This window comes from Actinomyces radicidentis, from assembly GCF_001553565.1.
GTDB lineage: Bacteria > Actinomycetota > Actinomycetes > Actinomycetales > Actinomycetaceae > Actinomyces > Actinomyces radicidentis.
The window spans coordinates 1,066,760-1,092,443 of sequence record NZ_CP014228.1 but is presented as its reverse complement, the minus strand read 5'-3'; the positions used below and the strand labels follow the sequence as shown (position 1 = coordinate 1,092,443).

The 25,684-nt window shown below is 72.9% G+C and carries 21 protein-coding genes, 1 tRNA gene and 2 pseudogenes; 14 read left to right on the top strand and 10 right to left on the bottom strand.

The window, feature by feature from the left end; all coding sequences use genetic code 11:
- Nucleotides 1-156: 156 nt before the first annotated feature.
- Nucleotides 157-240: transfer RNA gene (locus tag AXF14_RS04595), tRNA-Leu, on the top strand.
- 62 nt (nt 241-302) lie between these two features.
- Here AXF14_RS04595 and AXF14_RS04590 read toward each other — a convergent pair.
- Nucleotides 303-800, bottom strand: coding sequence for a VanZ family protein (locus AXF14_RS04590; RefSeq protein WP_236755983.1), 498 nt, complete (start codon nt 798-800; stop codon nt 303-305).
- 156 nt (nt 801-956) lie between these two features.
- On the opposite strand from AXF14_RS04590, the gene AXF14_RS04585 reads away from it, so the two are divergent.
- Nucleotides 957-2,270 (top strand): TIGR04053 family radical SAM/SPASM domain-containing protein, encoded by a 1,314-nt coding sequence (locus AXF14_RS04585; RefSeq protein WP_236755963.1) that lies wholly within the window; start codon nt 957-959, stop codon nt 2,268-2,270.
- A gap of 385 nt (nt 2,271-2,655) precedes the next feature.
- Here the strand turns inward: AXF14_RS04585 and AXF14_RS04580 are convergent, their stop codons facing one another.
- The 3 genes from AXF14_RS04580 to AXF14_RS04570 form a co-directional block, all read right to left on the bottom strand.
- The gene (locus AXF14_RS04580; RefSeq protein ID WP_067941221.1) at nt 2,656-2,907 is read right to left on the bottom strand and encodes a YbdD/YjiX family protein; all 252 of its coding nucleotides are present in this window, start codon (nt 2,905-2,907) and stop codon (nt 2,656-2,658) included.
- 3 nt (nt 2,908-2,910) lie between these two features.
- Nucleotides 2,911-5,280 carry a carbon starvation CstA family protein gene (locus tag AXF14_RS04575; RefSeq protein WP_067941219.1) on the bottom strand — a complete coding sequence of 790 codons (2,370 nt, stop codon included), beginning with the start codon at nt 5,278-5,280 and terminating at the stop codon, nt 2,911-2,913.
- A gap of 197 nt (nt 5,281-5,477) precedes the next feature.
- A complete protein-coding gene (locus AXF14_RS04570) occupies nt 5,478-6,122 on the bottom strand; it encodes a phosphoribosyltransferase (RefSeq protein WP_236755950.1) in 645 nt (214 codons plus the stop codon).
- A gap of 228 nt (nt 6,123-6,350) precedes the next feature.
- On the opposite strand from AXF14_RS04570, the gene AXF14_RS04565 reads away from it, so the two are divergent.
- The 3 genes from AXF14_RS04565 (at nt 6,351) to AXF14_RS04555 (ending at nt 9,053) form a co-directional block, all read left to right on the top strand.
- On the top strand, nt 6,351-7,037 hold the full coding sequence (locus tag AXF14_RS04565) for a deoxynucleoside kinase (RefSeq protein WP_067941217.1): 687 nt from the start codon (nt 6,351-6,353) through the stop codon (nt 7,035-7,037).
- Nucleotides 7,038-7,140: 103 nt separating this feature from the next.
- Nucleotides 7,141-8,727 carry an aspartate:alanine exchanger family transporter gene (locus AXF14_RS04560; RefSeq protein WP_067941215.1) on the top strand — a complete coding sequence of 529 codons (1,587 nt, stop codon included), beginning with the start codon at nt 7,141-7,143 and terminating at the stop codon, nt 8,725-8,727.
- A 17-nt stretch (nt 8,728-8,744) separates the two neighbouring features.
- Entirely contained in the window at nt 8,745-9,053 is a 309-nt protein-coding gene (locus AXF14_RS04555; protein ID WP_067941212.1) for an MTH1187 family thiamine-binding protein, read from the top strand.
- 120 nt (nt 9,054-9,173) lie between these two features.
- On the opposite strand, the gene mtnN is transcribed toward AXF14_RS04555, so the two are convergent.
- Together mtnN and AXF14_RS04545 are read right to left on the bottom strand one after the other, a co-directional pair.
- A complete protein-coding gene (gene mtnN / locus AXF14_RS04550; RefSeq protein ID WP_067941210.1) occupies nt 9,174-9,920 on the bottom strand; it encodes a 5'-methylthioadenosine/S-adenosylhomocysteine nucleosidase in 747 nt (248 codons plus the stop codon).
- A gap of 141 nt (nt 9,921-10,061) precedes the next feature.
- Complete coding sequence (locus AXF14_RS04545; protein WP_084355356.1) at nt 10,062-10,850, bottom strand: TetR/AcrR family transcriptional regulator; 789 nt, start codon at nt 10,848-10,850, stop codon at nt 10,062-10,064.
- A gap of 154 nt (nt 10,851-11,004) precedes the next feature.
- Here AXF14_RS04545 and AXF14_RS04540 point away from each other — a divergent pair, with 154 nt between their 5' ends.
- Entirely contained in the window at nt 11,005-13,875 is a 2,871-nt protein-coding gene (locus AXF14_RS04540; protein WP_084355355.1) for an MMPL family transporter, read from the top strand.
- Nucleotides 13,872-16,556: a YhgE/Pip domain-containing protein gene (locus tag AXF14_RS04535; protein WP_067941208.1), complete on the top strand. Its 2,685-nt coding sequence runs from the start codon at nt 13,872-13,874 to the stop codon at nt 16,554-16,556. The genes AXF14_RS04540 and AXF14_RS04535 overlap by 4 nt, the downstream gene beginning before the upstream one ends.
- A 133-nt stretch (nt 16,557-16,689) precedes the next feature.
- Here the strand turns inward: AXF14_RS04535 and AXF14_RS04530 are convergent, their stop codons facing one another.
- Complete coding sequence (locus AXF14_RS04530) at nt 16,690-17,682, bottom strand: alpha/beta hydrolase (RefSeq protein WP_067941206.1); 993 nt, start codon at nt 17,680-17,682, stop codon at nt 16,690-16,692.
- A gap of 117 nt (nt 17,683-17,799) precedes the next feature.
- Nucleotides 17,800-18,225, bottom strand: a complete 426-nt coding sequence (locus AXF14_RS04525) for a pyridoxamine 5'-phosphate oxidase family protein (RefSeq protein ID WP_067941204.1) — start codon at nt 18,223-18,225, stop codon at nt 17,800-17,802.
- 345 nt (nt 18,226-18,570) lie between these two features.
- Between AXF14_RS04525 and AXF14_RS04520 the strand changes: the two genes are divergently transcribed.
- The 6 genes and pseudogenes from AXF14_RS04520 to AXF14_RS04505 all read left to right on the top strand — a co-directional run bounded on the left by AXF14_RS04520 (nt 18,571) and on the right by AXF14_RS04505 (nt 22,890).
- A complete protein-coding gene (locus tag AXF14_RS04520; protein ID WP_067941202.1) occupies nt 18,571-19,536 on the top strand; it encodes an alpha/beta hydrolase in 966 nt (321 codons plus the stop codon).
- Between the two features lie 193 nt (nt 19,537-19,729).
- Nucleotides 19,730-20,053: pseudogene (locus AXF14_RS14770) on the top strand (hypothetical protein); the annotation flags it as partial.
- A 32-nt stretch (nt 20,054-20,085) separates the two neighbouring features.
- A pseudogene (locus AXF14_RS14765) lies at nt 20,086-20,400 on the top strand (UbiD family decarboxylase domain-containing protein); the annotation flags it as partial.
- A gap of 367 nt (nt 20,401-20,767) precedes the next feature.
- On the top strand, nt 20,768-21,070 hold the full coding sequence (locus AXF14_RS14760) for a hypothetical protein (RefSeq protein ID WP_470207151.1): 303 nt from the start codon (nt 20,768-20,770) through the stop codon (nt 21,068-21,070).
- Complete coding sequence (locus AXF14_RS14755; RefSeq protein WP_335338923.1) at nt 20,971-21,777, top strand: UbiX family flavin prenyltransferase; 807 nt, start codon at nt 20,971-20,973, stop codon at nt 21,775-21,777. The genes AXF14_RS14760 and AXF14_RS14755 overlap by 100 nt, the downstream gene beginning before the upstream one ends.
- A 519-nt stretch (nt 21,778-22,296) precedes the next feature.
- Nucleotides 22,297-22,890, top strand: coding sequence for a hypothetical protein (locus AXF14_RS04505; protein ID WP_150118420.1), 594 nt, complete (start codon nt 22,297-22,299; stop codon nt 22,888-22,890).
- 171 nt (nt 22,891-23,061) lie between these two features.
- On the opposite strand, the gene AXF14_RS04500 is transcribed toward AXF14_RS04505, so the two are convergent.
- Together AXF14_RS04500 and AXF14_RS04495 are read right to left on the bottom strand one after the other, a co-directional pair.
- Nucleotides 23,062-23,913, bottom strand: a complete 852-nt coding sequence (locus AXF14_RS04500; protein WP_236755946.1) for an AlbA family DNA-binding domain-containing protein — start codon at nt 23,911-23,913, stop codon at nt 23,062-23,064.
- 193 nt (nt 23,914-24,106) lie between these two features.
- Nucleotides 24,107-24,568 (bottom strand): S-ribosylhomocysteine lyase, encoded by a 462-nt coding sequence (locus AXF14_RS04495; protein ID WP_150118517.1) that lies wholly within the window; start codon nt 24,566-24,568, stop codon nt 24,107-24,109.
- Nucleotides 24,569-24,690: 122 nt separating this feature from the next.
- Between AXF14_RS04495 and AXF14_RS04490 the strand changes: the two genes are divergently transcribed.
- Nucleotides 24,691-25,626 carry an alpha/beta hydrolase gene (locus AXF14_RS04490; protein WP_084355353.1) on the top strand — a complete coding sequence of 312 codons (936 nt, stop codon included), beginning with the start codon at nt 24,691-24,693 and terminating at the stop codon, nt 25,624-25,626.
- The last annotated feature ends 58 nt before the right edge of the window (nt 25,627-25,684 follow it).

The following is a 25,684-nucleotide window of genomic DNA, read 5'->3' as shown; positions in this document are numbered from 1 at the left end:
CTGCGACAGTCGGTGACATGGTAGCGGCTGCGCCCGCCCGGGCGGGCAGGCCCCGTGGCGTGGGGACGGCCGGTCCTCGTGAGCGGTCTCACGGAGTCGCCTTCGCGGCAGGATTGGACGGGGCGGGCCCGGTGCCGCTATCGTCGTCCTCGCTTCGCGCGAGTGGCGGAATTGGTAGACGCGCACGGTTCAGGTCCGTGTGAACTTACGTTCATGGGGGTTCGAGTCCCCCCCCGCGCACGAACGAGCCGAGGGCCCGGTGCTGAGAGATCAGCCCGGGCCCTCTGCCGTGCCCGCTGGACTCAGGCCCGATCTCGGAGGGCCCAGCGCACGGCGAGCTCGGCGACGACGGCCCCCGCCCACGCACCCGCCCCGTTCTCCAGGACGTTCCACCACGAGGCGCGGCGGCCCAGGGCGGGGAGCAGGTGCTGCGTGAGCTCGGCGCCGCAGCCGAGGCCGCAGCCCATGAGCGCCCAGGCCCACCACGGCACGCGCGGCCAGCCCAGCGTCGCGAGCAGGGTGAGCGGCGCGACCATGACGAGGTTGAGGGTGACGTCCTTCTGCTCGGGCGTGAGGAACCAGAGCCCGAGGAGGGACTTCGCGCCGGCGACGTCGGACCCCGAGGGCCAGGTGACGGCCACGAGCACGACGGCGAGGTAGGCCCCGGCGATGAGGCGGGCGCGGTGGCGCCCCTTCTCACCCAGGTGCGGACGACGGCGGGTGCGGGCGCCGGTCCCGGCGGTCGCCGTCGAGGCGGCGGTCGGGAGAGCGGGGGAGACGGCGTCGGAGGTCTGCGGCACGGGCCGAGGCTAGGCGGGGCGCCTGGACGGCACCTGGTACGGCGGGGCGCCGTGGACGTGAGGCTCGTCGCGCCGTCGGGCGCCGTCGGGCATCGCCCGACGTCGGCCGCGCGGAGGTCCTCGGTATTGTCCCGGCGTCATCCGTAGTATCGGTGCGTGACCCAGGCACCTCCCACGACCGCACACGACGTCAGCAAGCAGCCCCGCCCCGGCGGCAGTGCCGGCTCGAGGACTGGCGGCAAGCCCGTGCGCACGCAGCGCCACGACCCCGCCATGCGCCCCATGCTCGTCACCTGGGAGGCCACCCGCGCCTGCGCCCTCGCCTGCCGCCACTGCCGCGCCGAGGCCGTCCCCTTCCGCGACCCGAACGAGCTCACCCTCGACGAGGCCAAGGCCCTCATGGACGAGGCCGCCTCCTTCGGCCAGCCCGCCGTCATCTTCATCATCACCGGCGGCGACTGCTTCGAGCGCCCCGACCTCGCCGAGCTCGCCGCCTACGGCACCGAGATCGGCCTCCACGTCGCCCTGTCCCCCTCGGGCACCGACAAGCTCACCAAGGAGCACCTCGCCGAGCTGCAGGACGTCGGCGTCAACGTCATCTCCCTGTCCCTCGACGGCGCCACCGCCGCCACCCACGACGCCTTCCGCGGCCTGGAGAAGACCTTCGACCGCACCATCGCCGGCTGGGAGGCCGCCCGCGAGCTCGGCATGCGCGTCCAGATCAACTCCGTCGTCGCCCGCCACAACGTCCTCGAGCTGCCCGACATCGCCGCCCTCGTCCGCGAGCACGGCGCCATGACCTGGTCCGGCTTCCTCCTGGTCCCCACCGGCCGCGGCGTCGACCTCGGCGCCCTGGACGCCAACGAGGTCGAGGACGTGCTCAACGCCTTCTACGACATGGGCGAGGTGGTGCCCGTGCGCACCACGGAGGGGCACCACTTCCGCCGCGTCTCCCTGCAGCGCCACGTCCTCGCCCAGCGCGGGATCGAGGGCGAGGAGATGATCGAGGCGATGCACCTCGGGCCGCTCTACCGCCGACTCCACGAGAAGATCGTGGCGCTCGGGCTGGACCACGGGGAGCGCCGTCGTCGCCCGCCGATCACCGTGTCCTCCGGCAACGGCTTCATGTTCGTCTCCCACGTCGGCGACGTGACCCCGTCCGGCTTCCTCGAGAAGAGCGCCGGCAACGTCCGCGAGTCGTCGCTGACCGAGATCTACCGGTCCAGCGAGGTCTTCACCGGCGTGCGCAACCCCGACCTCCTCGAGGGCAAGTGCGGCGCCTGCGAGTACAAGCGGGTCTGCGGCGGCTCGCGCGCCCGCGCCTACAACATGACGGGGAACCTGCACGCCACCGACGAGTCCTGCTCGTACCAGCCGGGCACCTTCCCCTACGCGGAGGACGTCACTGAGCTCCTCAGGACGCCGGTGCGCCCCGGCCCGCCCGCCGGCGTCATCCCCGGCCGCGGCTGAGAGCCCGCTTGGCCCGGACGACTGAGCGCCCGGTGCCCTTCGGGGCGCCGGGCGCTCGTACTGTCCAGAACTCGTCACTTCAGCGTCCCGCCGGGATCCGGCAGCACGGCGGTCGGTGGAATCTCCTAGTTCTTGGACGGCGGCGGCTGCTTCTGACCCTGAAAGTGACGAGTTCTGGACAGTGTCGGTGTCGTTCGTGGTCGGTTCTCGCACCTTCCGGCCATCCGGCCGGCGCTGAGAGCGGGTGCGCCCGCGTCATCGCGCCGATCTGCGGGATCCGGCACTCACCGGCGGTTCAGAAAGCGCGAAAACCGACCACGAGTCACGCACGACGACGCCCGCCGTTCCCTCGGGGGAACGGCGGGCGTCGTGGCGGGTGCGGCGCTCAGCAGCAGCGGGCCTGGACGTTGGACTCGTCGTAGTCGGCCTTCGCCCGCCACCACTCGCGCTCGCTCATGGGCGGGTGGTCCGGATGCTCGCGGCGGTGCCGCTCCACGTAGCGGTCGTAGGCCGACTCACCCGTGAAGTCCCGCCACAGCCCACGGGCCTGCGCGAGGCGCGAGCGGACACGGGAGCCGGCCGACGGCGTCGCCGCCGTCGTCCCCCGCGTCCCGCCCGCGGTGCCGCTGGGCGCCATCGCTCAGGCCTCCGCCTTCGCGTGACCGCTCCCCGGGATGAGGGCCGGATCGCCGACGACCTCGTACTCGGTGACGAGCTTCTTCTCCAGCTTCGAGGCGAAGAGGTGCTCGGGCGCGTAGAAGTTCGACTCCTGGTACGGGTCCTCCGAGGTCTTCGTGTCACCCGCGCGCACGGAGCGGATCATCGTGATGCAGGCGCACACCATGACGAAGGCGACCATGACGAGGAAGACGATCGACAGCGTCCCCTGGATCATCGTGTTGCGGATGACCGCCTGGGTGTCGGAGACGGCCTGCGCGTCGGTGAGCGTCGGCAGGAGGGCCTTCGCGTCGCGCCACTGCTGGAAGTAGCCCACGCGTGGGTCGGTCGAGAAGATCTTCTGCCACGACGCCGTGAAGGTGACGACCGTGTCGAACACGAGCGGCAGCGCCGGGATCCAGGCGTGCTTGAGGTAGCCCTTGCGCACGGTCATGACGAGGCACAGGAGCAGCGCGACCGCCGCGATGAGCTGGTTGGCGATGCCGAACAGCGGGTAGAGCGTCTGGATGCCGCCGCGCGGGTCGGTCACGCCCATGAGGAGCAGGGAGCCCCAGGCGGCGACGACGACGGCGGTGGTGGCCCAGGCGCCGACGTGCCAGGACGGGTCCTTGAACCTCGGCCAGACGTTGCCCAGGGCGTCGCCCAGCTGGAAGCGGGCCACGCGGGTGACGGCGTCGACGGCGGAGAGGATGAACAGCGCCTCGAACATGATGGCGAAGTGGTACCAGAAGCCCATCATGGTCCGGCCTCCGCCGATCTGGTGGAGGATGTGCGCCATGCCCACGGAGAGCGTGGGGGCGCCGCCGGTGCGGGAGATGACGCTCGGCTCGCCGACGTCGGAGGCGACCTGCTTGAGGGCGTCCGCGCCGGTGTAGGTCGCCGGGGTGCCGTTCTCGTCCCAGGACTCCCACACGGGCATGAGGGAGTCGCCGTGGGCGTCGGTGACGCCCATGTTGGCGACGGCGGCGGCCGCGACGTCCTCGCGGGACTGGGCGGTGGCGACGACGTCGTCCCCGGCGAGCTTGTCCATGGTCGCCTCGGAGGTGTTCATGGAGAAGTAGATGCCGGGGGAGAGGGACACGGCGGCGGCGAGCGCCATGATCGCGACGAAGGACTCCATGAGCATGCCGGCGTAGCCGATCATGCGGACCTGGGACTCCTTCTGGATCATCTTGGGGCTCGTGCCCGAGGAGACCGTGGCGTGCATGCCGGACAGGGCGCCGCAGGCGATCGTGATGAAGAGGAAGGGGAAGAGCTTGCCGGCGAAGACGGGGCCGGCGGTGTTGGTGGCGAACTCGGTGACGGCGGCCATCTGCACGACGGGTCGCACGATGAGGATGCCGGCGGCGAGGACGACGATCGTGCCGACCTTCATGAAGGTGGACAGGTAGTCGCGCGGGGTGAGCAGGACCCACACGGGCAGGACCGCGGCGAGGAAGCCGTAGACGATCATGGCCCACACGAGGGTCGTGGGGGACAGGTGGAGGTACTGGCCGAAGGAGGACTCGGCGACCCAGCGCCCGCCGATGATGACGCCGATGAGGATGGCGAAGCCGACGAGCGAGACCTGGGTGATCTTGCCGGGCTGGACGAAGCGCAGCCACAGGCCCATGCAGATGGCGATCGGGATGGTCATGCCGACGCTGAAGACGCCCCAGGGGGACTCGGCCAGCGCGTTGACGCAGACCATGGCGAGGACCGCGAGGACGATCATGAGCATGACGAGGACGACGACGGTGGCGACGACGCCGCCGATCCGGCCGATCTCGTCGGTGGCCATCTGGCCGAGCGAGCGGCCGCCGCGGCGCATCGAGAAGAACAGGACGAGCATGTCCTGGACGGCGCCGGCGAGGACGACGCCGAGGATGATCCACAGCGTCCCGGGCAGGTAGCCCATCTGGGAGGCGAGGACGGGGCCGACGAGCGGGCCGGCGCCGGCGATGGCGGCGAAGTGGTGGCCGTAGAGGACGACGCGGTGCGTGGGGTCGAAGTCGCGGCCGTTGTTGATGCGCTCGGCCGGGGTGGCGTTGGAGTCGTCGGGCCGCATGATGGTGCGCTGGATGTAGAGCGCGTAGAAGCGGTAGCCGATCGCGTAGGTGCACACGGCCGTGACGACGAACCACACGGTGTTGACGTTCTCGCCGCGCACGACGGCGAGCATCCACCAGCCCAGCACGCCGAGCGCGGTGATGACCACCCACGTGGCGATCGACCGCGGGGTCCACGTGTGGTGGGGGCGGACGCCGACGGGGACGCCTGCCTTGTTCCTGATGACGTAGCGCTCTTCCTCCGCGGTGTACGCGGGCAGCGCCTGCTGTTCCTGGGTATCCATGGTGCTTCCGCCTTTGGGAGCTCGGGATTGCGCGTGGGGCCGCGCGGACAGGGAGAAGTCTAGGGGACGCGCAGGAGGATGTCTGACATTCGGGCGGTTGAGGGCCGCTCCGTGTCGGCCGGACGGGTGGGACGACGACGGCGCCCGCCGCCCCGCGAAGGGGGCGGCGGGCGCCGTGAGCCTGGTGGAGCGCCGCGTCAGTCCTGGGCGCGGGCGTCGGCCTGGTCGGCCGCCTCCTGGTCCGCCTCGGCGGCAGCCGTCCCGGCCTGCGCCGCGACGGAGGCGGGCGTGATGACCGGCAGCACCGACCAGGGGAAGTTGATCCACTTGTCGGTCTCGCGCCAGCAGTAGTCGGGCTCGAAGACGCTGCGGGGCTTCCTGTAGATGACGGCCGAGCGGGCGTCGACCGGCACGGACTCGCCGCCCAGGTCGAGGCCCTGGTGCCGGAGGAGCTCCATGACCATCTTGAGCGTCTTGCCGGAGTCGGCGACGTCGTCGACGACGAGGACCTTCTTGCCGGGCAGCTCGGAGGCGTCCATGAGCGGGGGCAGGATGACGGGCTCCTCGAGGGTCTGGCCGATGCCCGTGTAGAACTCCACGTTCATCGCGCCCATGGCCTTGATGCCGATCGCGTAGCCGATGGCGCCGGCGGGGATGAGGCCGCCGCGGGCGATGGCGATGATGAGGTCCGGGATCCACCCGGAGGCGACGATCTGCGCGGAGAGCTCGCGCTCCGCCTGGCCGAAGAGCTCCCAGGTGAGCTCCTCGCGGTCGGGGGCGGCGTCGGAGGTGGCGCCGTCGTCGAAGGGCTTGCGGGTGGTCGTGCTCTGCTCGTCGCTCACCCTCCCGATCGTAGCGGCCCCGCCGGTGGGACCGCGACGCCCGGGCCCGCCGCACGCCCGGGCCCGCCGCACGCCCGGGCCCCGGGAGGCCCGGGCCCCGGGAGGCCCACCCCGACGCATCTCACGCAGCCGCGTCTTCCGCCCGGCGCCCGGCGCCCCCTACGCTCGCGGGGCCGCGGCACCGACCCGGGTGCCGCACCCCCGTGCCCTACGCAGGAAGATGAGGTCGTGTCGGTGATCGTGGTGGGAGGCGCCATCGGCGCCGGCAAGACGACGACGGCCCGTCTCCTGGGCGAGCACCTCGGCTCCGAGGTCTTCTACGAGGACGTCACCTCCTCCAAGATCCTGCCGCTGTTCTACACGGCCCCGCCTGAGGAGCAGGAGGCCCGCCGCTACCCCTTCATGCTGCAGCTGGAGTTCCTCTCCTCCCGCTTCCGCTCCATCAAGCGCGCCATGGTCCACGACGACAACGTCCTGGACCGCTCCATCTACGAGGACTGGTACTTCGCGAAGGTCAACACCGACCTCGGCCGCATCAGCCCCGACGAGTTCGCCCTCTACGAGAACCTCCTCGACAACATGATCGAGGAGATCGACGAGCTCCCCAAGAAGTCCCCCGACCTCTTCGTCTACCTGCGCGCCCCCTTCGACGTCCTCATGGGCCGCATCGCCGCCCGCGGCCGCGACTTCGAGCAGGACGACTCCCTCGTCGAGTACTACCGGCGCCTGTGGTCCGGCTACGACGACTGGGTCTACAACTCCTACTCCGCCTCCCAGGTCCTCACCGTCGACACCGAGCGCCTCGACCTCGCCTCGAACGACGCCGACATCGCCACCCTGCACGCCATGGTCGACGCCGCGCTCGCGGACGTGCGCGCGGGGCGCGCCGTCGGGACGACGACGCCCGACGCCTGAGCGCGTCTGTCGGGCCCCGGCGCCGCCTGAGCCGGCGCCGCCGGCGGTCACGGTCGGTGCTCGCAGGAGGCGGCCCGCAGGCGGCGGCCCGTAGGCTGAGCCCGTGCACGACCTCCTCTCCCCAGTGGTCGACCTCCTCGTCTCGGCGCCCCTGCTCACCGTCTTCCTCGTCATCGGCCTGGGCACCGCCGTCGGGCAGATCCCACTCGGCCCCATCCGCTTCGGCGCCGCCGGCGCGCTCTTCGTCGGCCTCGCCGTCGGCGCCCTCGACCCGCGCCTCGGCGCGAACCTCGAGCTCCTGCGCGCGCTCGGCCTCGGCCTGTTCTGCTACACGGTCGGCATCGGGGCCGGTGGCACCTTCTTCCGCGACCTCAAGCGGCAGCTGCCCCTCATGAGCCTGTGCGTCGCCGCGCTCGTCGTCGCCGGCGGGGCCGGGGCCCTCTACTCCCACCTCACCGGGGTCAGCGCCGCCATGGACTCCGGCGCCTACGCCGGGGCGCTCACCTCCCCGGTGCTCGACGCCGCCATCGAGGCCGCCGGCAACCAGGAGCCGAGCGTCGGCTACGCCCTCGCCTACCCGGTGGGCGTCGCCGTCGCCATCATCATCGTCTCCGTCGTCATCAACCGCCCCTGGCCCGCCCGCCGCGATCCGCGCCCCGCCTCCGCCGACGGCATCACCGCCACGAGCGTCTACCTCCTCCAGAAGGTGCGGCTGACCGAGATGCGCGCCTTCAAGGAGAACCGCATCCGCATCTCCTACCTCGAGCGCGACGGCGTCACCCGCGTCGTCCACCCCGGCGAGGAGCTCCTGCCCGGGGACAAGGTCGTCATCGTCGGGGCGCCCGGCGCCATCGAGGAGGCCGTGCACGACCTCGGCACCGGCTTCAACCGCTGCCTCGCCAAGGACCGCACCGTCGTCGACTACCGCCGCCTCACCGTCTCCTCCACCCGCGTCGCCGGCATGACGATCGGCGAGCTCGACATGCACGACCGCTTCCAGGGCACCGTCACCCGCGTCAAGCGCGGCGACCTCGACCTCCTCGCCCGCGACGACCTCGTCCTCGAGTTCGGGGACCGCGTCCTCGCCGTCGTCCCCTCCGGCCGCCTCGAGGACGCCGCCGACTTCTTCGGCGACTCCGAGAAGTCCATCTCCCAGATCGACGCCTTCTCCGTGGGGCTCGGCATGGCGCTCGGCGTCCTCGTCGGGCTCGTCCCCGTCCCGCTGCCCGGCGGCATCACTCTCAAGCTCGGCGTGGCCGCGGGGCCGCTCGTCGTCGGCATGGTGCTCGGATGGGTGGAGCGCACCGGCCCCTTCGTCTGGGTCCTCCCGCACGCCGCCAACGCGACCATCCGCCAGCTCGGGCTCCTCTTCTTCCTCGCGGCCATCGGGCTCGCCTCCGGGCAGGCCTTCGCGGCGAGCGCCTTCTCCCTGACGGGGCTGGCTGTCGGCGGGCTGTCCGCGCTCATCGTCGTCGTCAACGCCGTCGTCCTGCTCGCGGGCGCCAAGTGGGCCGGCGTGAGCGCGCCGCGGGCCGCCGGGGGCCTGGCCGGGCTCGTCGGGCAGCCGGCGATCCTCGCCTTCGCCCTGTCCAAGCGCGACGACGAGCGGGTCGAGGCCGGCTACGCGACCCTCTTCGCCCTGGCGATCGTCGTCAAGATCGTCATGGTCCAGGTGCTCGTCGCGCTGTGAGGGGGCACCATGGGGGCATGCTCCTCGCCTTCTCCGTGTCCCCCACCACCACCGACGACCCCGACGGCTCCGTCTCCGCGGCCGTCGCCCGCGCCATCAAGGTGGTGCGCGACTCCGGCCTGCCCAACGAGACCACCTCGATGTTCACGACCCTCGAGGGGGAGTGGGACGAGGTCATGGCCGTCGTCAAGGAGGCGACGATGGCGGTGGCCGAGGTCAGCCCCCGCGTCGCGCTCGTCATGAAGGCGGACATCCGCCCCGGCTGGGACGGTCAGCTCACCGCCAAGGTCGACCGCGTCAACGCCATCCTCGATGCCGAGGGCTGAGGGAGGACGGGGCGGGGAGGTCCGCCTCGGCTACCATCCGCGGTCCTCGTTCCTCGGGCCGCTCCCGCCAAGCCCGTCCACGCCTTCGGCGGGCCTCCCCGCCCCGCCCTGGGCCCCGCCTCAGCGCAGCAGAGCGAGGACGACGGCGGCCGAGCGCGCCGCCGCCTCGTCGGCGCCGATGTGGAAGTCCTGACCGGCCTCCGGGCCGCACAGGTCGGAGACCCCGCGCACCGAGGCGAAGGGGACGCCGGCCGTCGTCGCCACCTGGGCGAGCGCCGTCGACTCCATGTCCGTGCTCACCGCGCCGGGGAAGAGCTCGCGCGTGTCCGCGACGTTCGCCGCCGTGACGAAGGAGCCGCCCGCGAGCATCTGCCCGGTGTGCACGTGGGCGCCGCCCGAGGTCGGGGTCGCGGCGCGCAGTGCCCCCTCGGCGCGCTCCTGGACGAGCGCGAGGAGGCCCTCGTCGCCGAGGAAGACGGCCGGCTGGCCCGGGGTCTGGCCGAGGTCGTAGCCGAAGGCGGTGGCGTCGACGTCGTTGTAGGCGAGGGTCGTCGAGGCGCAGACGTCCCCGACCTCGACGGCGCGGCCGAGCCCGCCGGTGGTGCCCGCGGAGACGACGACCTCGGGGCGCACCTGGAGGAGCGCGGCGGCCAGCGCGCTCGCGGCCGCGACGAGCCCGATGCCGGTGCGCACGAGGAGGACCTCGCGGCCGTCGAGGTCGAGGCCCACGGCCTGCGCGGCGTCGCCGAGGAGCTCGACGGCGGGCGCGTCCTCGAGCCGGGGCAGGGCGTCGAGGAAGGGCTGCGCCTCCTCGGGCATGGCGGCGAGGACGACGGCGGCGACGGGGCGGGGCTCGGTGGCGGTCATGCCCCGACCCTACTGACCCGCGCTGCCGCTGAGCTCGGTCAGGTGTCCACGGCTGGGGCGGTCCGTTGGAGCCGGGACGATCGCGAGGTCACGATGTCCCGATCTCGGGGTCACGATGTCCCGATCTCGGTGGGTGCAGCGTCAGGTGCGGGGGCAGTCCTCGGAGGAGGCGGCCGCGGCGAGGCGGGTGAGGATCGCCGGGTCCATGCTGGCCAGGTCGGCCGCCGGCTCGGCGTCGTCGTCGACGGGCACGGACAGGCCGAGGATGATCGCGTTGATGACGAAGCGCAGGGCGTCGTCGGGCCGCATCCCCAGGCTGGAGGCGCTCGGCGTCGAGGCCGCCTCCTGGGAGATGGAGTCGAGGAAGAAGAGGACGACGACGTCGGCGACGGCGGAGGCCGGCACGAGCGGGCGGCGCCCCATGCGGGCCAGGAGGTCCTCGACGATCCCGGACAGCGTCGCCGTGAACTCCTCGCGGGTGGCTACGGGGATCTCGGGAGTCTCGGGGTGGCGCATCCGGCGCAGCGTGTACTCGGTGGTGATGAGGTACATGGTGCGGGCGTCGGGGCGGATGGAGTCGAGCAGGCCCATGAGGACGTCGACGGTGACGTCCCCCTCGAGCCCGGCGACGACCTCCTCGACCCGGGCGATGAGCGCCTGGGAGCGCCCGATGATCGCCTCGGAGAGGACCTCGTCGAGGGAGGAGTAGTTGGAGTAGAAGGCGCCGCGCGTGAAGCCGGCGGCCTTGACGACGTCGTCGATGCGGGCGCCCTCGAGGCCCTTGGCGGCGACGACGTCGGCGGCGGCGCGCACGAGGGCCGCGCGGGTGTTCTCCCGCTTGCGGAGTCGTTTCTCGTCGCGTGACTGGCGCACGTCGCTGCGTGCTTCCTTGAGCACCTCGGCGTTGAGGAGCTTGGGGCGAGGGGGCATGTCTTCTCCAGGAGCGGGTGGGGTGACCAGGGTAGGCCCTGTCGGCGGCCTCACACGGCCACCTGATTTCCGTACACGAGTATATCGAGTACATTTCGTATACGGAAAGAGCCCCTGCTCACCCTCCCGGTGGGCTTCCCGAAAGGATCGTGCGTTGTCCGCACTCCTGTACCGCCTCGGACGCTGGTGCGCGTCCCACGCGAAGCGCGTCGTCGCCGCGTGGCTCGCGATCATCGCGCTGTTCGCGGCCGTCGTCGTCCTCCACGGCTTCGACATGAACGGCCCCTACACGCTGTCCGGCACCGAGTCCATGGAGGGCCTCACCGTCCTCCAGAACCGCCTCCCGCAGATCGCCGGCACCTCCGACGAGGTGCTCTTCACCTCCGAGGACGGGGACATCGAGTCCCACAAGGCCGAGATCGAGGACTTCGTCGACGAGGTCAAGGAGATCGACGGCGTCGCCTCCGTCTCCGCCCCCTTCGGCGCGAAGCAGGACCAGGCGACCAGCACCCCCGCCCAGGAGTCCACCGTCTCGAAGGACGGCAGGTCCGTCATCGTCCAGGTCATCGCCGACGCCGACTACGGCAGCGTCAACACCGGCCAGACCGACAAGGCGAAGGACCTCGCCAAGGAGCTCAGCACCCTCGTCTCCTCCACCGAGAAGTCGACCGGCCTCACCATCCACCAGTCCGAGGCGATCGGCAAGGAGGTGCAGATGGGCGCCAGCGCCGCCGAGGTCATCGGCGTCGTCGTCGCCGGCATCGTCCTGCTCATCACCTTCGGCTCCTTCCTCGCCGCGGGCGCCCCCCTGGTCTCCTCCCTCATCGGCGTCGCCTCCGGCATGCTCGGCGTCCTCGCCGTGTCCAAGTGGAGCCCCGTCGTCCCGCTCGCCCCGACGCTCGCCATGATGCTCGGCCTCGCCGTCGGCATCGACTACGCGCTCTTCATCATCTCCCGCGCCCGCGAGTACCTGACGGAGGACCCCGCCCACCCCGACCGCGAGCTCGCCACCCCGGCCGAGGCCGCCGGCCGCGCCGTCGCCACCGCGGGGTCCGCCGTCGTCTTCGCCGGGACCACCGTCGTCGTCGCCCTCCTCGGGCTCGCCGTCTGCGGCATCCCCTTCCTCACCCTCATGGGCGTCGCCGCGGCCTTCGTCGTCGCCATGGCCGTCCTCGTCGCCCTCACCTTCACCCCGGCCCTCATCGGGATGATCGGCGTGCGCATGCGCCCCAACCCGCTGCGCGCCCGCCGCGAGGCCGCCAAGGCCGCCGCCGGCACGAAGTCCTTCCCGCAGCGCTGGGTCGCCTTCGTCACCGCCAAGCCCTGGATCACGGTCGTCGCCGTCATCGCGATCCTCGGCACCCTCACGCTCCCCGCCAAGGCCCTCCACCTCGCCCTCACCGACGACGGCTACGAGGCGAAGGACACCGTCGCCCGCCAGACCTACGACGCCATCTCCGACGCGTACGGCCCCGGCTACAACTCGCCGATCATCGTCATCGCCGACATCACCAACACCAGGACCCCGATCGACACCGTCAACGACCTCGCCGACGAGATCGGCAAGATCCCCGGCGTCGACGACGTCGCCATGGCCACCCCGAACTCCGACGGCACCCTCGGCGTCATCGAGATCCGCCCGGCATACGGCCAGGCCGACACCCGCACCGAGGACGTCGTCAAGACCATCCGCAACAACGCCTCCCACTACAAGTCCGAGTACGGCATCACGGACGTCATGGTCACCGGCCAGACCGCCGTCGCCATCGACATCGGCCAGTCGCTCTCCGACGCCATGCTCCCCTTCGGCATCGTCGTCGTCGGCCTGTCCCTCGTCCTCCTGCTCATCGTGTTCCGCTCCGTCGCGGTCCCGGTGACGGCGACCCTCGGCTACATCCTGTCGCTGGGCGCCGGCATGGGCGTCACCGGCGCCATCTTCGGATGGGGCTGGTTGGCCGACTTCTTCGACGTCCCCAAGGTCGGCGCGGTCATCTGCTTCCTGCCCGTCATCACCATGGGCATCCTCTTCGGCCTGGCCATGGACTACGAGGTCTTCCTCGTCTCCCGCATGCGCGAGGAGTGGACGCACCACCACGACGCCCGCCAGGCCGTCCTGTCCGGGTACACCGGCTCCGCCCGCGTCGTCTCCGCCGCCGCCGTCATCATGACCGCCGTCTTCGCCGGATTCATCCCGGCCGAGCTCGTCATCATCAAGCCCATCGCGGTCTCGCTGGCCTTCGGCATCTTCTTCGACGCCTTCCTGGTCCGCCAGACCTTCATCCCGGCGATCATGATGGCGCTCGGCGAGAAGGCCTGGTGGATGCCGGCCTGGCTCGACCGCAACCTGCCGATCATCGACGTCGAGGGCGAGGGCCTCCAGCGGACCCTCGAGCACAACGACTGGACCGCCGAGCACGGCGAGGTCGCGGTGCGAGCGGACGACGTCCGCGTCTCCGACGCCGACGGCGCCGCCCTGGCCCACCTCGACCTCACGGTCGCCGCCGGCGAGGTCGCCCTCGTCCGCACCGCCGAGCCGATCGCCCGACGCGCCCTCCAGGCGCTCATCGGCGGCCGCCTCCAGCCCACCAGCGGCATCCTCGTCATCGGCGGGCACGTCCTGCCCGACGGCACCGCCGCCATCCAGGCCATGACCACCGCGGTCCACGCCTACGACGACGAGATCGACGAGCGCGTCCGCGTCGTCGTCGTCGACGACCCCGGCGAGCGACGCTGGAGGCGCGCCGCCGAGCTCGCCCGGCAGGGCGTCGCCGTCATCGTCACCACCGACGCCGAGAAGCCCTCCATGGCCCCGCCGAGCGCCGACGTCGCGATCACAACCCTCATCGACGTCGCCGCCGACGGCACCGCCCACGTCCGCCGCGCCCCCGAGCGCCGCGCCGCCGCCCCCGAGCGGGACGACGCCGGCACCCCGGACGCCGGCTCCCCGGACGCCGCGCCGGGCCGCCCCGGGCGCCACTCGATCCTCCACGCCACCCCCACCTCCGGAACCGAGGCACACGCATGAACCGCCGCAGCTGGATCCTCGCGATCCTCGTCATCCTCGTGCCCGCGCTCGCGGGCGTCATGGTCGTCACCGCGGCGACCTCCGGCACCGCCCAGGCCGCCAGCGTGCCCGCGGCCGTCGTCAACCTCGACGGCACCGGCGCCACCACCTCCGACGGCACCGCCCTGCCCGCCGGCCGCCTCCTCGTGGGCCGCCTCACCAACCCGGACGAGGCCCTCACCGAGAAGTCCTCCACCGGCGCCACCACCTCCACCCTCGACTACTCCGTCGTGGACGAGGACGCCGCGAAGAAGGGGCTCGAGGACGGCACCTACGACGTCGTCGTCACCATCCCGAAGGGCTTCTCCGAGGCCATCGTCAAGACCCTCGACGGCACGCCGACGCAGGCGAGCGTCCAGGTTCAGACGAACGACGCCGGCTCCTCCTCGATCGGCTCGGTCAGCTCCGACATCGTCTCCGCCGCCGCCGACTCCCTCGGCACGACGGTCTCCGTGGCCTACCTCAACGGCTCGCTCACCGCGATGACGACCCTCCACGACAAGCTCGGCGAGGCCTCCGACGGCGCGACCGCCCTCGCCTCCGGCGCCGCCGCGCTCGACGACGGCATCGACTCGGCCGACGACGGCGCGCAGCAGCTCTCGACCGGCGCCGACAGCCTCGCCGACGGCCTCGCCCAGCTCGAGTCCGGCGCCGCGACGCTGAGCTCCGGCACCTCCACCGCCGACTCCGGCGCCAACACGCTGGCCACCGGCGCGAGCACCCTCGCCTCCGGCGCCCAGACCGCCGCCTCGGGCGTGAGCAGGCTGGACTCCGGCGCCGCCCAGCTCGACTCCGGTGCCAGCGCCCTCGCCACCGGCGCCAGCACCCTGTCCGACGGCGTGAGCTCCTACGCCGGCGGCGTCGCCCAGGCCCGCGACGGACTCACCACCGTGCAGCCCGGCCAGACGCAGTCGCTCGACGACGGCGCCGCCGCTCTCGCCCAGGGCGTCTCCCAGTACACGGGCGGCGTCCAGACGGTCTACGACGGCATGACGCAGCCTCAGACGAAGGACGGCACGTCCCTCGTCGACGGTGCCGATGCCGTCGCCGACGGCCTCGAGCAGCTCGACGCCGCGACCAGCACCGTCGACACCACCAAGCTGGCGAAGGCTGCGACCGCGGCCTCCGACCTCTCCGCCTTCCTCGGCGACGCCCAGCAGGTCCAGCAGGCCGCGAGCGCGCTGTGCCAGGACGCCGCGAACGACGCGAACCTCGCCGCCGCCTGCAAGGCCCTCGACGACGCCCTCGCCGGCAGCGACGTCCAGAACCAGGTGAAGACCGCCTCGACGGACCTCAGCACCGCGGCGACCCAGATGCAGGCCCTCACCGAGCTGCTCCAGAAGAACCCGACCACCGGCACGAGCACGATGAACGACCTCGCCACTGGCGCCCGCAGCGTCTCGAACGGCGTCAACCAGGTCTCCTCCGGCATCAAGACCAACCTCCTCGGCTCCAACGCCACCCAGCTCAACAACGGCGCCGCCGCCATCTCGAAGGGCCTCGGCACCTCCTCCGACGTGTACGACCCGAGCACCGGCACGGGCAGGACCGAGACCGGCGTCCTCAACTACCTCGTCGCCCAGAGCTCCACCCTCACCTCCGGCGCCTCGCAGCTCTCCTCCGGCGCCTCGACCCTGTCGACCGGCGCGAGCAGCCTCCACTCGGGCACCTCGCAGCTCGTCACGGGCGCCTCCGCCCTGTCGACCGGCGCCACGAGCCTCTCGGCCGGAGCCTCCAGCCTCGCCGACGGCCTCGACCGCCTGGCCACCGGCGCCTCCACGCTGGCGACCAGCACGGGCACCGCCGCCGCCGGCGCCACGACGCTCTCCGACGGCGCCTCCACCCTGGCGGACGGCACCGGCAAGCTCGCCGACGGCTCCTCCGAGCTCAAGGACGGCACCCAGACCCTCTCCGACGGGCTGTCCTCGGCCAAGGACAAGGTGCCCTCCTACACCGACGAGGAGGCCTCCGCGCTGGCCACCGCCCTCGCCCAGCCGGTCGACGTCAGCACCGACGAGTCCGGTGAGGCCTCCACGGCCACCTCGATCGCCCCGAACGCGATCGCCGTCGCCCTGTGGATCGGCGCCCTCGTCATCGTCTCCGGCCTCGGCCTCATGAGCCGCCGCCGCGTCGAGGCCCCCATGAGCCCGGCCCGGCTCGCGGCCGCCTCGCTCAAGCCCGCACTCGTCCTGGCCGCCGTCCAGGCCCTCGCGCTCGTCGCGATCGTCGCCTTCGCCGGCGCCCACGTGAACGGCGTCTGGAAGGTCCTGCTGCTCTCGGTCGTCGCGGCCCTGTCGATGACGGTGCTGCACGCGGCCCTCGTCGCCGCCCTCGGCTCGCGCGGCGGTACCGCGGTCTCGCTGCTGGCGCTCGTCCTGCAGGCCGCGTGCCTCTTCGCGACGACGGTCCCGCAGTCCCTCACGGGCCTGTACTCGACGGCGAACGGCTTCATGCCGGTCACTGTCCTGGCTTCGGCGCTGCGCGGCGTCATGCTCGGCGCCTCGGGCGTCGTCACCCCGGCCAGCGCCGTCGTCACCCTCGTCGTCTGGGGGGCGGGCTCGGCCCTCGCCATGACGCTGTCGGTCCGCCGTCGCCGGGCGACGAGCCTGGCCGGCCTGCGCCACGACCTCGCCGCCGCCTGAGCGGCGGAAGACCGCCGGCCCGGCGGCCGTCCGCACCCAGCCCGCCGAGATCGGGACATGTCGACTCTGAGATCGGGCCGGTATCCCCAGCATGGGGGTGCCGGCCCGATCTCGCGGTCAGGAAGTCCCGATCTCAGTGCGGTCGGGGCGGCCGTGCGGGGTGCTCGAGGTGCTCCTCGAGCCACGGGTCGGTGAGGGAGTGGAAGCGCTCCGGGAAGGTGCGGCGCACGCAGTGCGGGGCGCCGACGACGACCGCCCCGGCCACGTTCGGGTTCCCGCGGCCCGTCACGGCGGGGAAGTAGCTGCCGCGCAGGACGACGCGGCGCGTGCCCGTGATGATGAGGGTCGGGACCGCCAGGTCGTCGACGATCGTCTCCCACGGGGTCGGCGGGGCGACGCAGCCCAGGGCGATGAAGCGCAGGTCGACGCCGCTGGAGGCCTCGACGCTCGCCCGCACCTCCTCGTGCGACCACGTCGGGTTGTCGCGCGTCTCGAGGGCGAAGCGAGCCACCGGGTCCGCCGCGATCCCGCGCATCTCGCGCACCTGCCGGTACGCGTTGAGGCGCAGGAGCCGGTTCCAGGCGGGCGTCGTGAAGGCCGGGTCCTCCCCGATCGCGGCGTCGACGAGGTCCGGGCGCCGCGCGGCGACCTCGAGGCTCGTCACCCCGCCCATGGAGTGCCCGACGACGACGAGGGGCGCCGTGAGGGGTCCGGCGTCCGGGGCGTCGGGCGAGGGGCGCAGGCCGTGGGCGCGCAGGTCCTCGAGGGTCGACTCGAGGTCCTCGGCGAGGCGGGCGCCCGCCGTCGTCTGCGAGACGAGGTCGGCGTCCTCCCAGCGGGGCGAGTCCCCGTGCCCGCGGGCGTCCAGCGCGACGACGCGGTAGCCGGCGGCCGTCCAGTGCTCGACGGCGCCGGCCCAGCACGCGGCCGAGTCCGTGATGCCGTGGGACAGGACGAGGACGGGCGCGTCGGCGTCGTCGAGCGTGCCGTGCAGGTGGCGGGCGATGGGCTCGGCGGCCGGGGCCGGCCGCTGGTGCGCTGCGACGTCGTCGGCCCTGGCGTCGCCGGGTGCGGGGACGGCGTCGCCCGGTGCGGGAAGAGGCTCGACGGCCTCGGCGGAGGTCACGGGGCGAGCCTATGCTCGGCGGACGGCGCTCGAGGGAGGCGGCGGGTGCGGGGAGCCCAGGAGGGGAGGCGACTCGGCCGGTGGGGTTGCGCGGTCGGGTGGTGCGCGCCCGTCACCTCAGACGATCGGGATCTCGTGGACCTCGTTGTCGCGCGGCGCGGAGGAGTACACGGTCCACACCCGCCCGGAGGTCAGGGTGAGGTCGATGCGGACGACGTCGGGCCCGCCCATGGCCTCGGGGACGTCCTCGACGGCCGCGGACGCGGTGCACGAGAACCAGCCGGTGTGCGGGGCCGGGGTGGGGCCGGCGAGGGTGACGCGCGCGTCGCCGTTGATCTGCTCGATCTTGTGCGCGGTGCGCGTGGTGAGGACGCCGACGTGGTCGGCCCGGCCGGCAGGGTCCGGCTGGGTGAGGACGGGGCGCGTGTGCGGCCCCTCGGAGTCGATGGTCGTGAAGAGGACCGTGGTGCCCGGGGCGACGAGGTCGCGGACGGAAGGCAGTGCCGAGTTGTACGCGGCGACGGAGTCAGGGACGGCTCGCATGGGTGAATCATCCCATCGCCCGGGGGAGTCGTCTGACCTCGACGTCCGCACGATTCCGCGAAATTGCGGGCGTATAAGTGTCTCCGATCACGAAGGCGCCGGAAGAGTGGGTGTGGTGTCTTGTCACCCGAGGGTGAGTGCTCGTTCTTGCAGAACGGAGGGAAGATCGGGTGTCGATCGGCGTCCTGACCGCGTAAACCCCCGGTGCCGCCCCGGTGCGCCTGGGGGACAGGCGCCCTCCCAGGCGGACGGTGCAGGATCGACCCGACACCCCGACCGCGAGGAGGAACCGCCATGACCGCACCGGTGACTGATCACTCACACGGCGCCGATGAGGGGGGACGGGTGAACGGGCCCCGTCCCGTCGTCCCCGCCGCCTGGGTCGCGCTCGCGGACTTCCCCGCCGTCGAGCTCTCCACGCCGACCATGCGCACCATCGACGCCGTCGACGAGCCCCGCTTCGGCGTCGTCCACCTCGACGTCGAGTACGCCGTCAAGGACGGCGTCGCCCGCCACCTCCAGATCATCATGCCGCCGCGCCACCGCGCGCGGCCGGGCACTGCCGACGACCGCTACCCCACGATCCTCTACGTCCAGGGCTCCGCCTTCCACGAGCAGGACCTCGGCCTCGAGCTCGCCAACCTCGCCGGCTTCGCCCGCCGCGGCTACGTCATCGCCATCGTCCAGTACCGCGGCAGCGAGATCGCGCCCTTCCCCGCCCAGGCCAAGGACGCCAAGACCGCCGTGCGCTGGCTGCGCGAGCACGCCGCCGAGTACCACGTCGACTCGGGCCGGATGGCCATGCGGGGCGACTCCTCCGGCGGCCATACCACCCTCATGACCTACGCGACCGGCACCGCGGGCGCCGACGACGACCCCGCCTACTCCGACGAGCCCGTCACCGAGGAGCTCGGCCTGCGCGCCTTCGTCGACTACTACGGCCCCACCCACATCGGCCGCACGAACGAGTACCCCTCGATCCATGACCACCGCGACGCCGAGTCCCCCGAGGGCTGCCTCATCGGCGGCGTCCGCGTCGACGAGCACCCCGAGCTCGTCGCCCCCACCGTCGTCTGGGACCACGTCCCGCCCGCGGGCGAGCGGGCCCTGCCGCCGCTGCTCGTCATCCACGGGGACAAGGACCGGATCGTGTCCTTCTCCCAGTCCGTCCGGCTCGTCGAGGACCTCGAGACCAAGGGCCAGGACGTCACCTCCTACCGGCTCGCCGGCGCCGACCACGGCGGCCCTGCCTTCTGGCAGGACGAGGTCCTCGACGTCGTCGACGGCTTCCTCAAGGAGCACCTCGGCTGAGCCCGGGCCGGGTCCGGGCCGGGCTCGGGCGGGCTGCGGGGCGGCGCGGCGAGTCCCGGCGCGCCGCCGCCCGTGTCACCGCGATGCGGACGGCCTGACCCTCACCGGGCGAGGACCTCCTCGCCGCCCGCCACCACCTGCACCACAACGAGCCCGTCGCCCCGGAGCGGGGGGGAGGGGGAGCGGAGAGCACATGACCGACGCGACCGGCGCGAGCACCAGCCAGGAGCGCGCCCCGCGCGTCCGCGACCTGCGCGACGCCCTCGACCTCCTCGCCGACGACCCCGCCCAGCTCATCGTCTCCGACCGCGCCGTCGACCCCGACGCCGAGCTCGCCGGCGTCTACAAGCGCGTCGGCGCCGCCGGCACCGTCGCCCGCCCAACCAAGCGCGGCCCCGCCATGACGTTCACCGACGTCACCGGCTACCCGGGCTCGCGCGTCCTCGTCGGACTCGTGGCCGACCGCCGCCGCGTCGCCCGGCTGCTCGGCTGCGAGCCGGAGAACCTCGGCCGCACCATGTCCGACGCCATCGACGCCGCCATCCCCCGGTGGTGCGCAGCGCCGAGGAGATCGCCGCCGACCCGTCGCTGGCCCCCTGCCAGGAGGAGGTGCACCTCGCCACCGACCCCGACTTCGACGTCCGCACCCTCCTGCCCGCCCCCACCAACACGCCCGTCGACGCCGGCCCGTACTTCTGCCTCGGCCTCCTCCACGGCACCGACCCCGAGACCGGCCACAGCGACGTCACCATCCACCGCATCTGCGTCCAGGGCAGGGACGAGCTCTCCATCTTCCTCGCCCCCGGCCGTCACATCGACGCCTTCCGCGCCAAGGCCGAGGCCGCCGGCGAGCCCCTGCCCATCACCATCAACATGGGCCTGGACCCGGCGATCACCATCGGCGCCTGCTTCGAGGCCCCCACCACCCCCTTCGGCTACGACGAGCCCGCCAACCCGTCCCTCCCGGTCATGCGCGTCACCGCCGTCACCACCCGCAAGGACCCCATCCTCCACACGCTCGTCGGCCCGGGGGAGGAGCACACGAGCCTCGCCGGCATCCCCACCGAGGCCTCCCTCCTCCACACCCTCGACGACGCCCTGCCCGGCCTGGTCACGCAGGTCTACGCGCACACGGCCGGCGGCGGGAAGTTCCTGGCGGTCCTCCAGGTCCGCAAGACCAAGGACCTCGACGACGGCCGCGCCCGCTACCTACCACGAGCTCAAGAACGTCATCCTCGTCAACGACGACGTCGACGTCTTCGACTCCGGCGACGACCTGTGGGCCATGACCACCCGGATGGTCTGCGACACCGACATCGTCACCATCCCCGGCGTCTCCGGGCACGTCCTCGACCCCACCCAGCAGCCGGCCTACGACCCGCGCGTCCCCACCAAGGGCGTCACGACCAAGACGATCTACGACGCCACCTACCCGTGGCGGATGAGGGACGTCTTCGAGCGGGCCCAGTTCCTCGACGTGGACCCGGAGCCCTGGCTCGATGCGGCGCAGCCCTACGCCGGGAGCGGCGAGTGAGCGCGGTCGACGCCGGAGCGGGCGCTCCCGCTGGGGACCGGGACCGGCTGGCCATCCCGGGCACCACTGGGCAGGAGGGGGCCGCGCGGCGCGCTGACGCGCCCTCGGCGCACAGCCGGGGGCCCCGCGCAGCCGCGCCCCGCCGCGTCGTCGTCGGCATCACCGGGGCCTCCGGCACCGAGTACGGCGTGCGGATCCTGCGCGGTCTCCGGGAGGCCGGGGTCGAGACGCACCTCGTCGTCTCCGCCTCCGGGCAGCTGACCCGCTCCCTGGAGACCGACTACTCCAAGGACGAGGTGGAGGCGCTCGCGGACCGCGTCTGGAAGCCCACCGACATGGCCGCCGCCATCGCCTCGGGCTCCTTCCTCACCGATGGCATGGTCATCGCGCCGTGCTCGATGAGGACGCTCGGGGAGATCCCCTCCGGGGTGACGAGCTCGCTCGTGAGCCGGGCCGCCGACGGCCACCTCAAGGAGCGGCGCCGCCTGGTGCTCGTCACCCGGGAGACGCCGCTGTCCCTCATTCACCTGCGCAACATGACCACGGTGACCGAGGCCGGAGCGATCGTCGTGCCGCCCGTGCCGAGCCTCTACACGCGGCCGCAGACGGTCGACGAGATCCTCGACCAGACGGTGGGGCGCTGCCTCGACCTCCTCGGCGTCCACCTCGACCGCCCCCGCTGGGGCGAGGGCGACCTCGCGCGCTGAGAACTGTCCAGAACTCGTCAGTTCAGGTGCCAAATCCGGCCCGTTGGTGAGGCGGTCGGCGTGATTCCGCGGTTGTCCTGGGTCTTGTACGAGTCAGACGCTCAGAAGTGACGAGTTCTGGACAGTGTTGGTAGGGCGATCTGGTCCGGAGCGCGGCCCCACAGGAGTCTCCGTCGAGGGGTGCGTCCCCAGGACCGGAGCCGGGTCGATCAGCTCTGCGCGCGTCTCCCGCAGCATCATCTCGTGCGAAGAACGGTGGATGACGACGAGCTCGTGGCGCGCGTTGCCGCCGCCCACGGGGCCGTCAGGACCTCGGCCCTGTGCCGGTCGCGGGCGGAGCGCCGTGCGATCCAGAGACTGAGCGACGCAGGGCGTCTTGTTCCTCATCCGCAGCACGTGGTCTCACTGCCTGAGGCCGACCGCCGGGTGGTCCTCGCCCGCAGACTCGGGGGCCTCATCTGCTGTGACCACGGGCTCGCGGCCGCGGGGCTTCCTGTGAGGGACAAACCAGGTCGGAGGGTGCATCTCCTGAGCCCGGATGACCCGGCGCGTGCGGTGCTCGGGGCCGGCAGGGTCACGATCCATCAGGACCACCGCGTCACGGTCGACCCCTTGGGCTCGCCCTTCGCCAAGGGGGCTGACCTGCTTCTGACGCACATGCGGTGCGCCGTGGAGGTCGATGCTCTCATTGCACTTGACGCCGCGCTCCGTACGGGAGCCGTGAGCCGGAGCGAGCTCCTGAGTCACCTGCCCGGCAAGCGCAACGCTCGGCTCCGGGCCGTGGTCCGACGGGCGGACCCGCGTGCCCGGTCCCTCCTGGAGACGATCGCCCGGTACGACCTCGAGGAGGCGGGCGTGTTCCCGGAGGTCGCCGCGCCCTCACCAGCCGGTGAGCTGGACCTGCTCCTCGGGGGGAGGCTGGACGTGGAGACGGACGGGCACCAGTACCACTCGTCATGGGAGGACTGGACGCACGACAGGTTCCGGGATCAGAGGCTGCTGGCTGCAGGCATCACCCCGGTTCGCCTCACCTCGCAGCAGGTGCTGGCCCGTCAGACCCCGTGGATCGTGGAACCAGTGGCGCGTCGCTTGGGATGCTGGCCCACCCCCTGACCTCACTGTCCAGTACTCGTCAGTTCTGCGCGCACGGCCTCGCACGAGGGAACCCCTTTCGCGGCGTTCCAACCGTTCATCCGCCCCACTGGCCCTGCGTGTCGCAGAAGTGACGAGTTCTGGACAGTTCCCGGGCGCTGGCAGGGCGCGGAGGCTCAGATGACGGGAGGCTCAGCCCTCGGTGAGAGGGACGGGCGCAGGGGCCGGTGCCACCGCCGGCACGGCCGGCCCGGCAGCCGCCGCCACCTCGGGTACGGCAGGCACCACGGGATTCGCCGCCTTGCGGTGGTACAGCAGGTAGGTGCCGACCCTGCTGCGCAGCGTCGGGCGCAGCTGCCTCGGGAAGCGCTGCGCCACGTATGCCACCGCATCATCCACCTCGAGGCGCTGCGTCGAGTTCCCGGCGCGCACCCACAGCTCGCGCCCGCCCTTGCCCTTCGCGCCGCTCATGTACACCGGCACGGGCGAGGCGGGCACCGTCACGCGGCACACCTCGCCCTCCCCGTCCGTCGCCGGCGCGCAGTCCAGCCGCGGCAGCGCGGCGGCGTTCGCGCCGAGGCGGTTGCGCCACAGGTCCCGCAGGAACAGCTCGAAGCGGTCAGCGTCCGGCTGTCGCAGCGTCTGGTAGTCCGGCGCCGGCCCGATGAGCCGTCCGACGTCGTCCACGCCGAGCAGCAGCGTGCCGCCGCGCGAGTTGAGCAGGGCCGCGACCGTCTTGGCCGCCACCGTCCCCATCGCGTCCTCCCGCTTGCCCGTGCGCACGTTGACGCGCGCGGAGGACTTGAACTCGAGGTTGCGGGACTCGCCGCGGCGCGCCACCTCGGCGATCGGGGCGAGCGCGGGCTCGTGCTGGAGGCGCGTGTCCACGAGGGCCGTCACCGTGACGACGACGGCGGCGACGAGAGCCGCCGCGATGGCGACGCGCGGCGCCCACAGGTGCGTCTCGTCGAAGACCCACGACGCCCCGGCGGCCCCGGCCCACAGGCCGATGAGGGCCGTCAGCGTCGCGGCGGCCGGGGACATGGTCGCCCGCCGACGGATGGCGCGCCGCGTGCCCAGCCCCACGAGCCAGGCCAGCAGGAGCGTGGCCGGCTGGAGGAGGACGATGAGGAGGAGGTCCGGGCTCTGCGGCGTCGCGGAGAGCGCGCCGGTCCCGGCGGCACCGAGGACCCCCGCCCGGGCGGCGGCTCCGCCGAGGAGCGCGCCCGTGACCGGCTCAGTCGTCCGCGCCCGGGATGACGACGTCCCACTCGTCGCGCTTCGCGAGGAAGGCGCGCACGGCCTCCTGGGCCGCCTCCAGCGAGTGGTTGGCGCCCCAGCCGCACTGGACCTCGTTCGCGGCCGGCACCTCGGTCGCGGACAGGACGTCCTCGAAGGCGGCCTGCAGCAGCGGCTCGAACTCCTCGGGCTCCAGCCCCAGGGTCAGCGCGTAGAAGCCGGTCTGGCAACCCATCGGGCCCCAGTCGATGAGACGGTCGGTGTGGTTGCGCATGAGCTCGGCGGTGAGGTGCTCGATGGAGTGCACGGCCTTCATGTCGAGGTGCTCGACGTTCGGCTGGCAGAAGCGGACGTCGTACTTGACGAGGACGTCCCCGCCCGGCAGCGTCTTGCGGTCGGCGACGCGCACGAAGGGCGCCCGGACCTTGGTGTGGTCGAGGTTGAAGGACTCGACGTTCATGCGCGCGGCGCCCTCAGGGGTGTCGGTGTAGGACTCGTTGTGCGTCGTCGGCTCGCTCATGCCCCAACCCTAGGCCCGCCCGCCGGACGCGCCCCCGCCCCGTCCGGGCCACAATGCCACCCATGACCGACGACGGCGCCCCCGCCCCCTCCAGCACCGAGCCGGCCCCGCCGGCGACCCCGCCCGCCCCACCCGCCCGGATCGTCATCGGCGCCCCCGGAGCCCCGACCCTCGTCCTCCTCCACGGCATCACCGGCTCCGCCCTCTCCCAGGCCGACGCCATCGAGCACTGGGCCGCCGCCGGCTACCGGGTCGTCGCCGTCGACGCCCGCGGCCACGGCCTCTCCCCGCGCTGGACCCCCGACCAGCTCGAGCGCGCCGGCGAGCAGCTCGTCGACGACGCCGTCGCCGTCCTCGCCGAGCTCGCCGAGGAGTCCCGAGGCCGCACCGCCCTCGGCCTGACCGCCGCGCCGCCGCCCGTCCTCGTCGGCCACTCCATGGGCGCCGCCACCGCCATGGTCGTCGCCGGCCGCCGTCCCGACCTCGTCTCCGGCGCCGTGCTCGGCGACCCCGCCCGCTACGGCAGCCGCACCCCCGAGGAGCTCCGCTCCCGCGGCGCCGCCCGAGCCCGGGCGCGCGCCGCCGAGGCCGCCGACCTCCCCGCCACCGCCGCCCGCGCGCTCGCGGACGCCGAGGTCCCTGACGTCGAGGCCCTCCCGGGCGCCTGGGCCTCCCAGCGCACCGACCCGGAGCTCCTGGCCACCGGTGTCGTCGCACCCGAGGTCCCATGGGAGGAGGGCATGGCCGCCCTGCGCGTCCCCACCCTCCTCGTCACGGGCGACCGCCGAGGCTCGGCGCGCGTCGGCACCGAGGGCCTCGCGGTCCTCGCCCGCCTGGCCAACCCGCACGTCGAGACCGTCCTCGTCCCGGGCGCGGGGCACGACGTGCGGCGCACCCGCCCCGAGGGCTTCTACACGGCGGTGGACCCCTGGCTGGCCCGCATCCTCGACCGCAGCCGTGACCGCACCGTGATCTCTGCGGGTGACCTGGAGCACTGACCCCCGGGCACGCCGTCCGCGAGCGTGCCGCAATCCTGACCCGATCGAGACCTTGCGG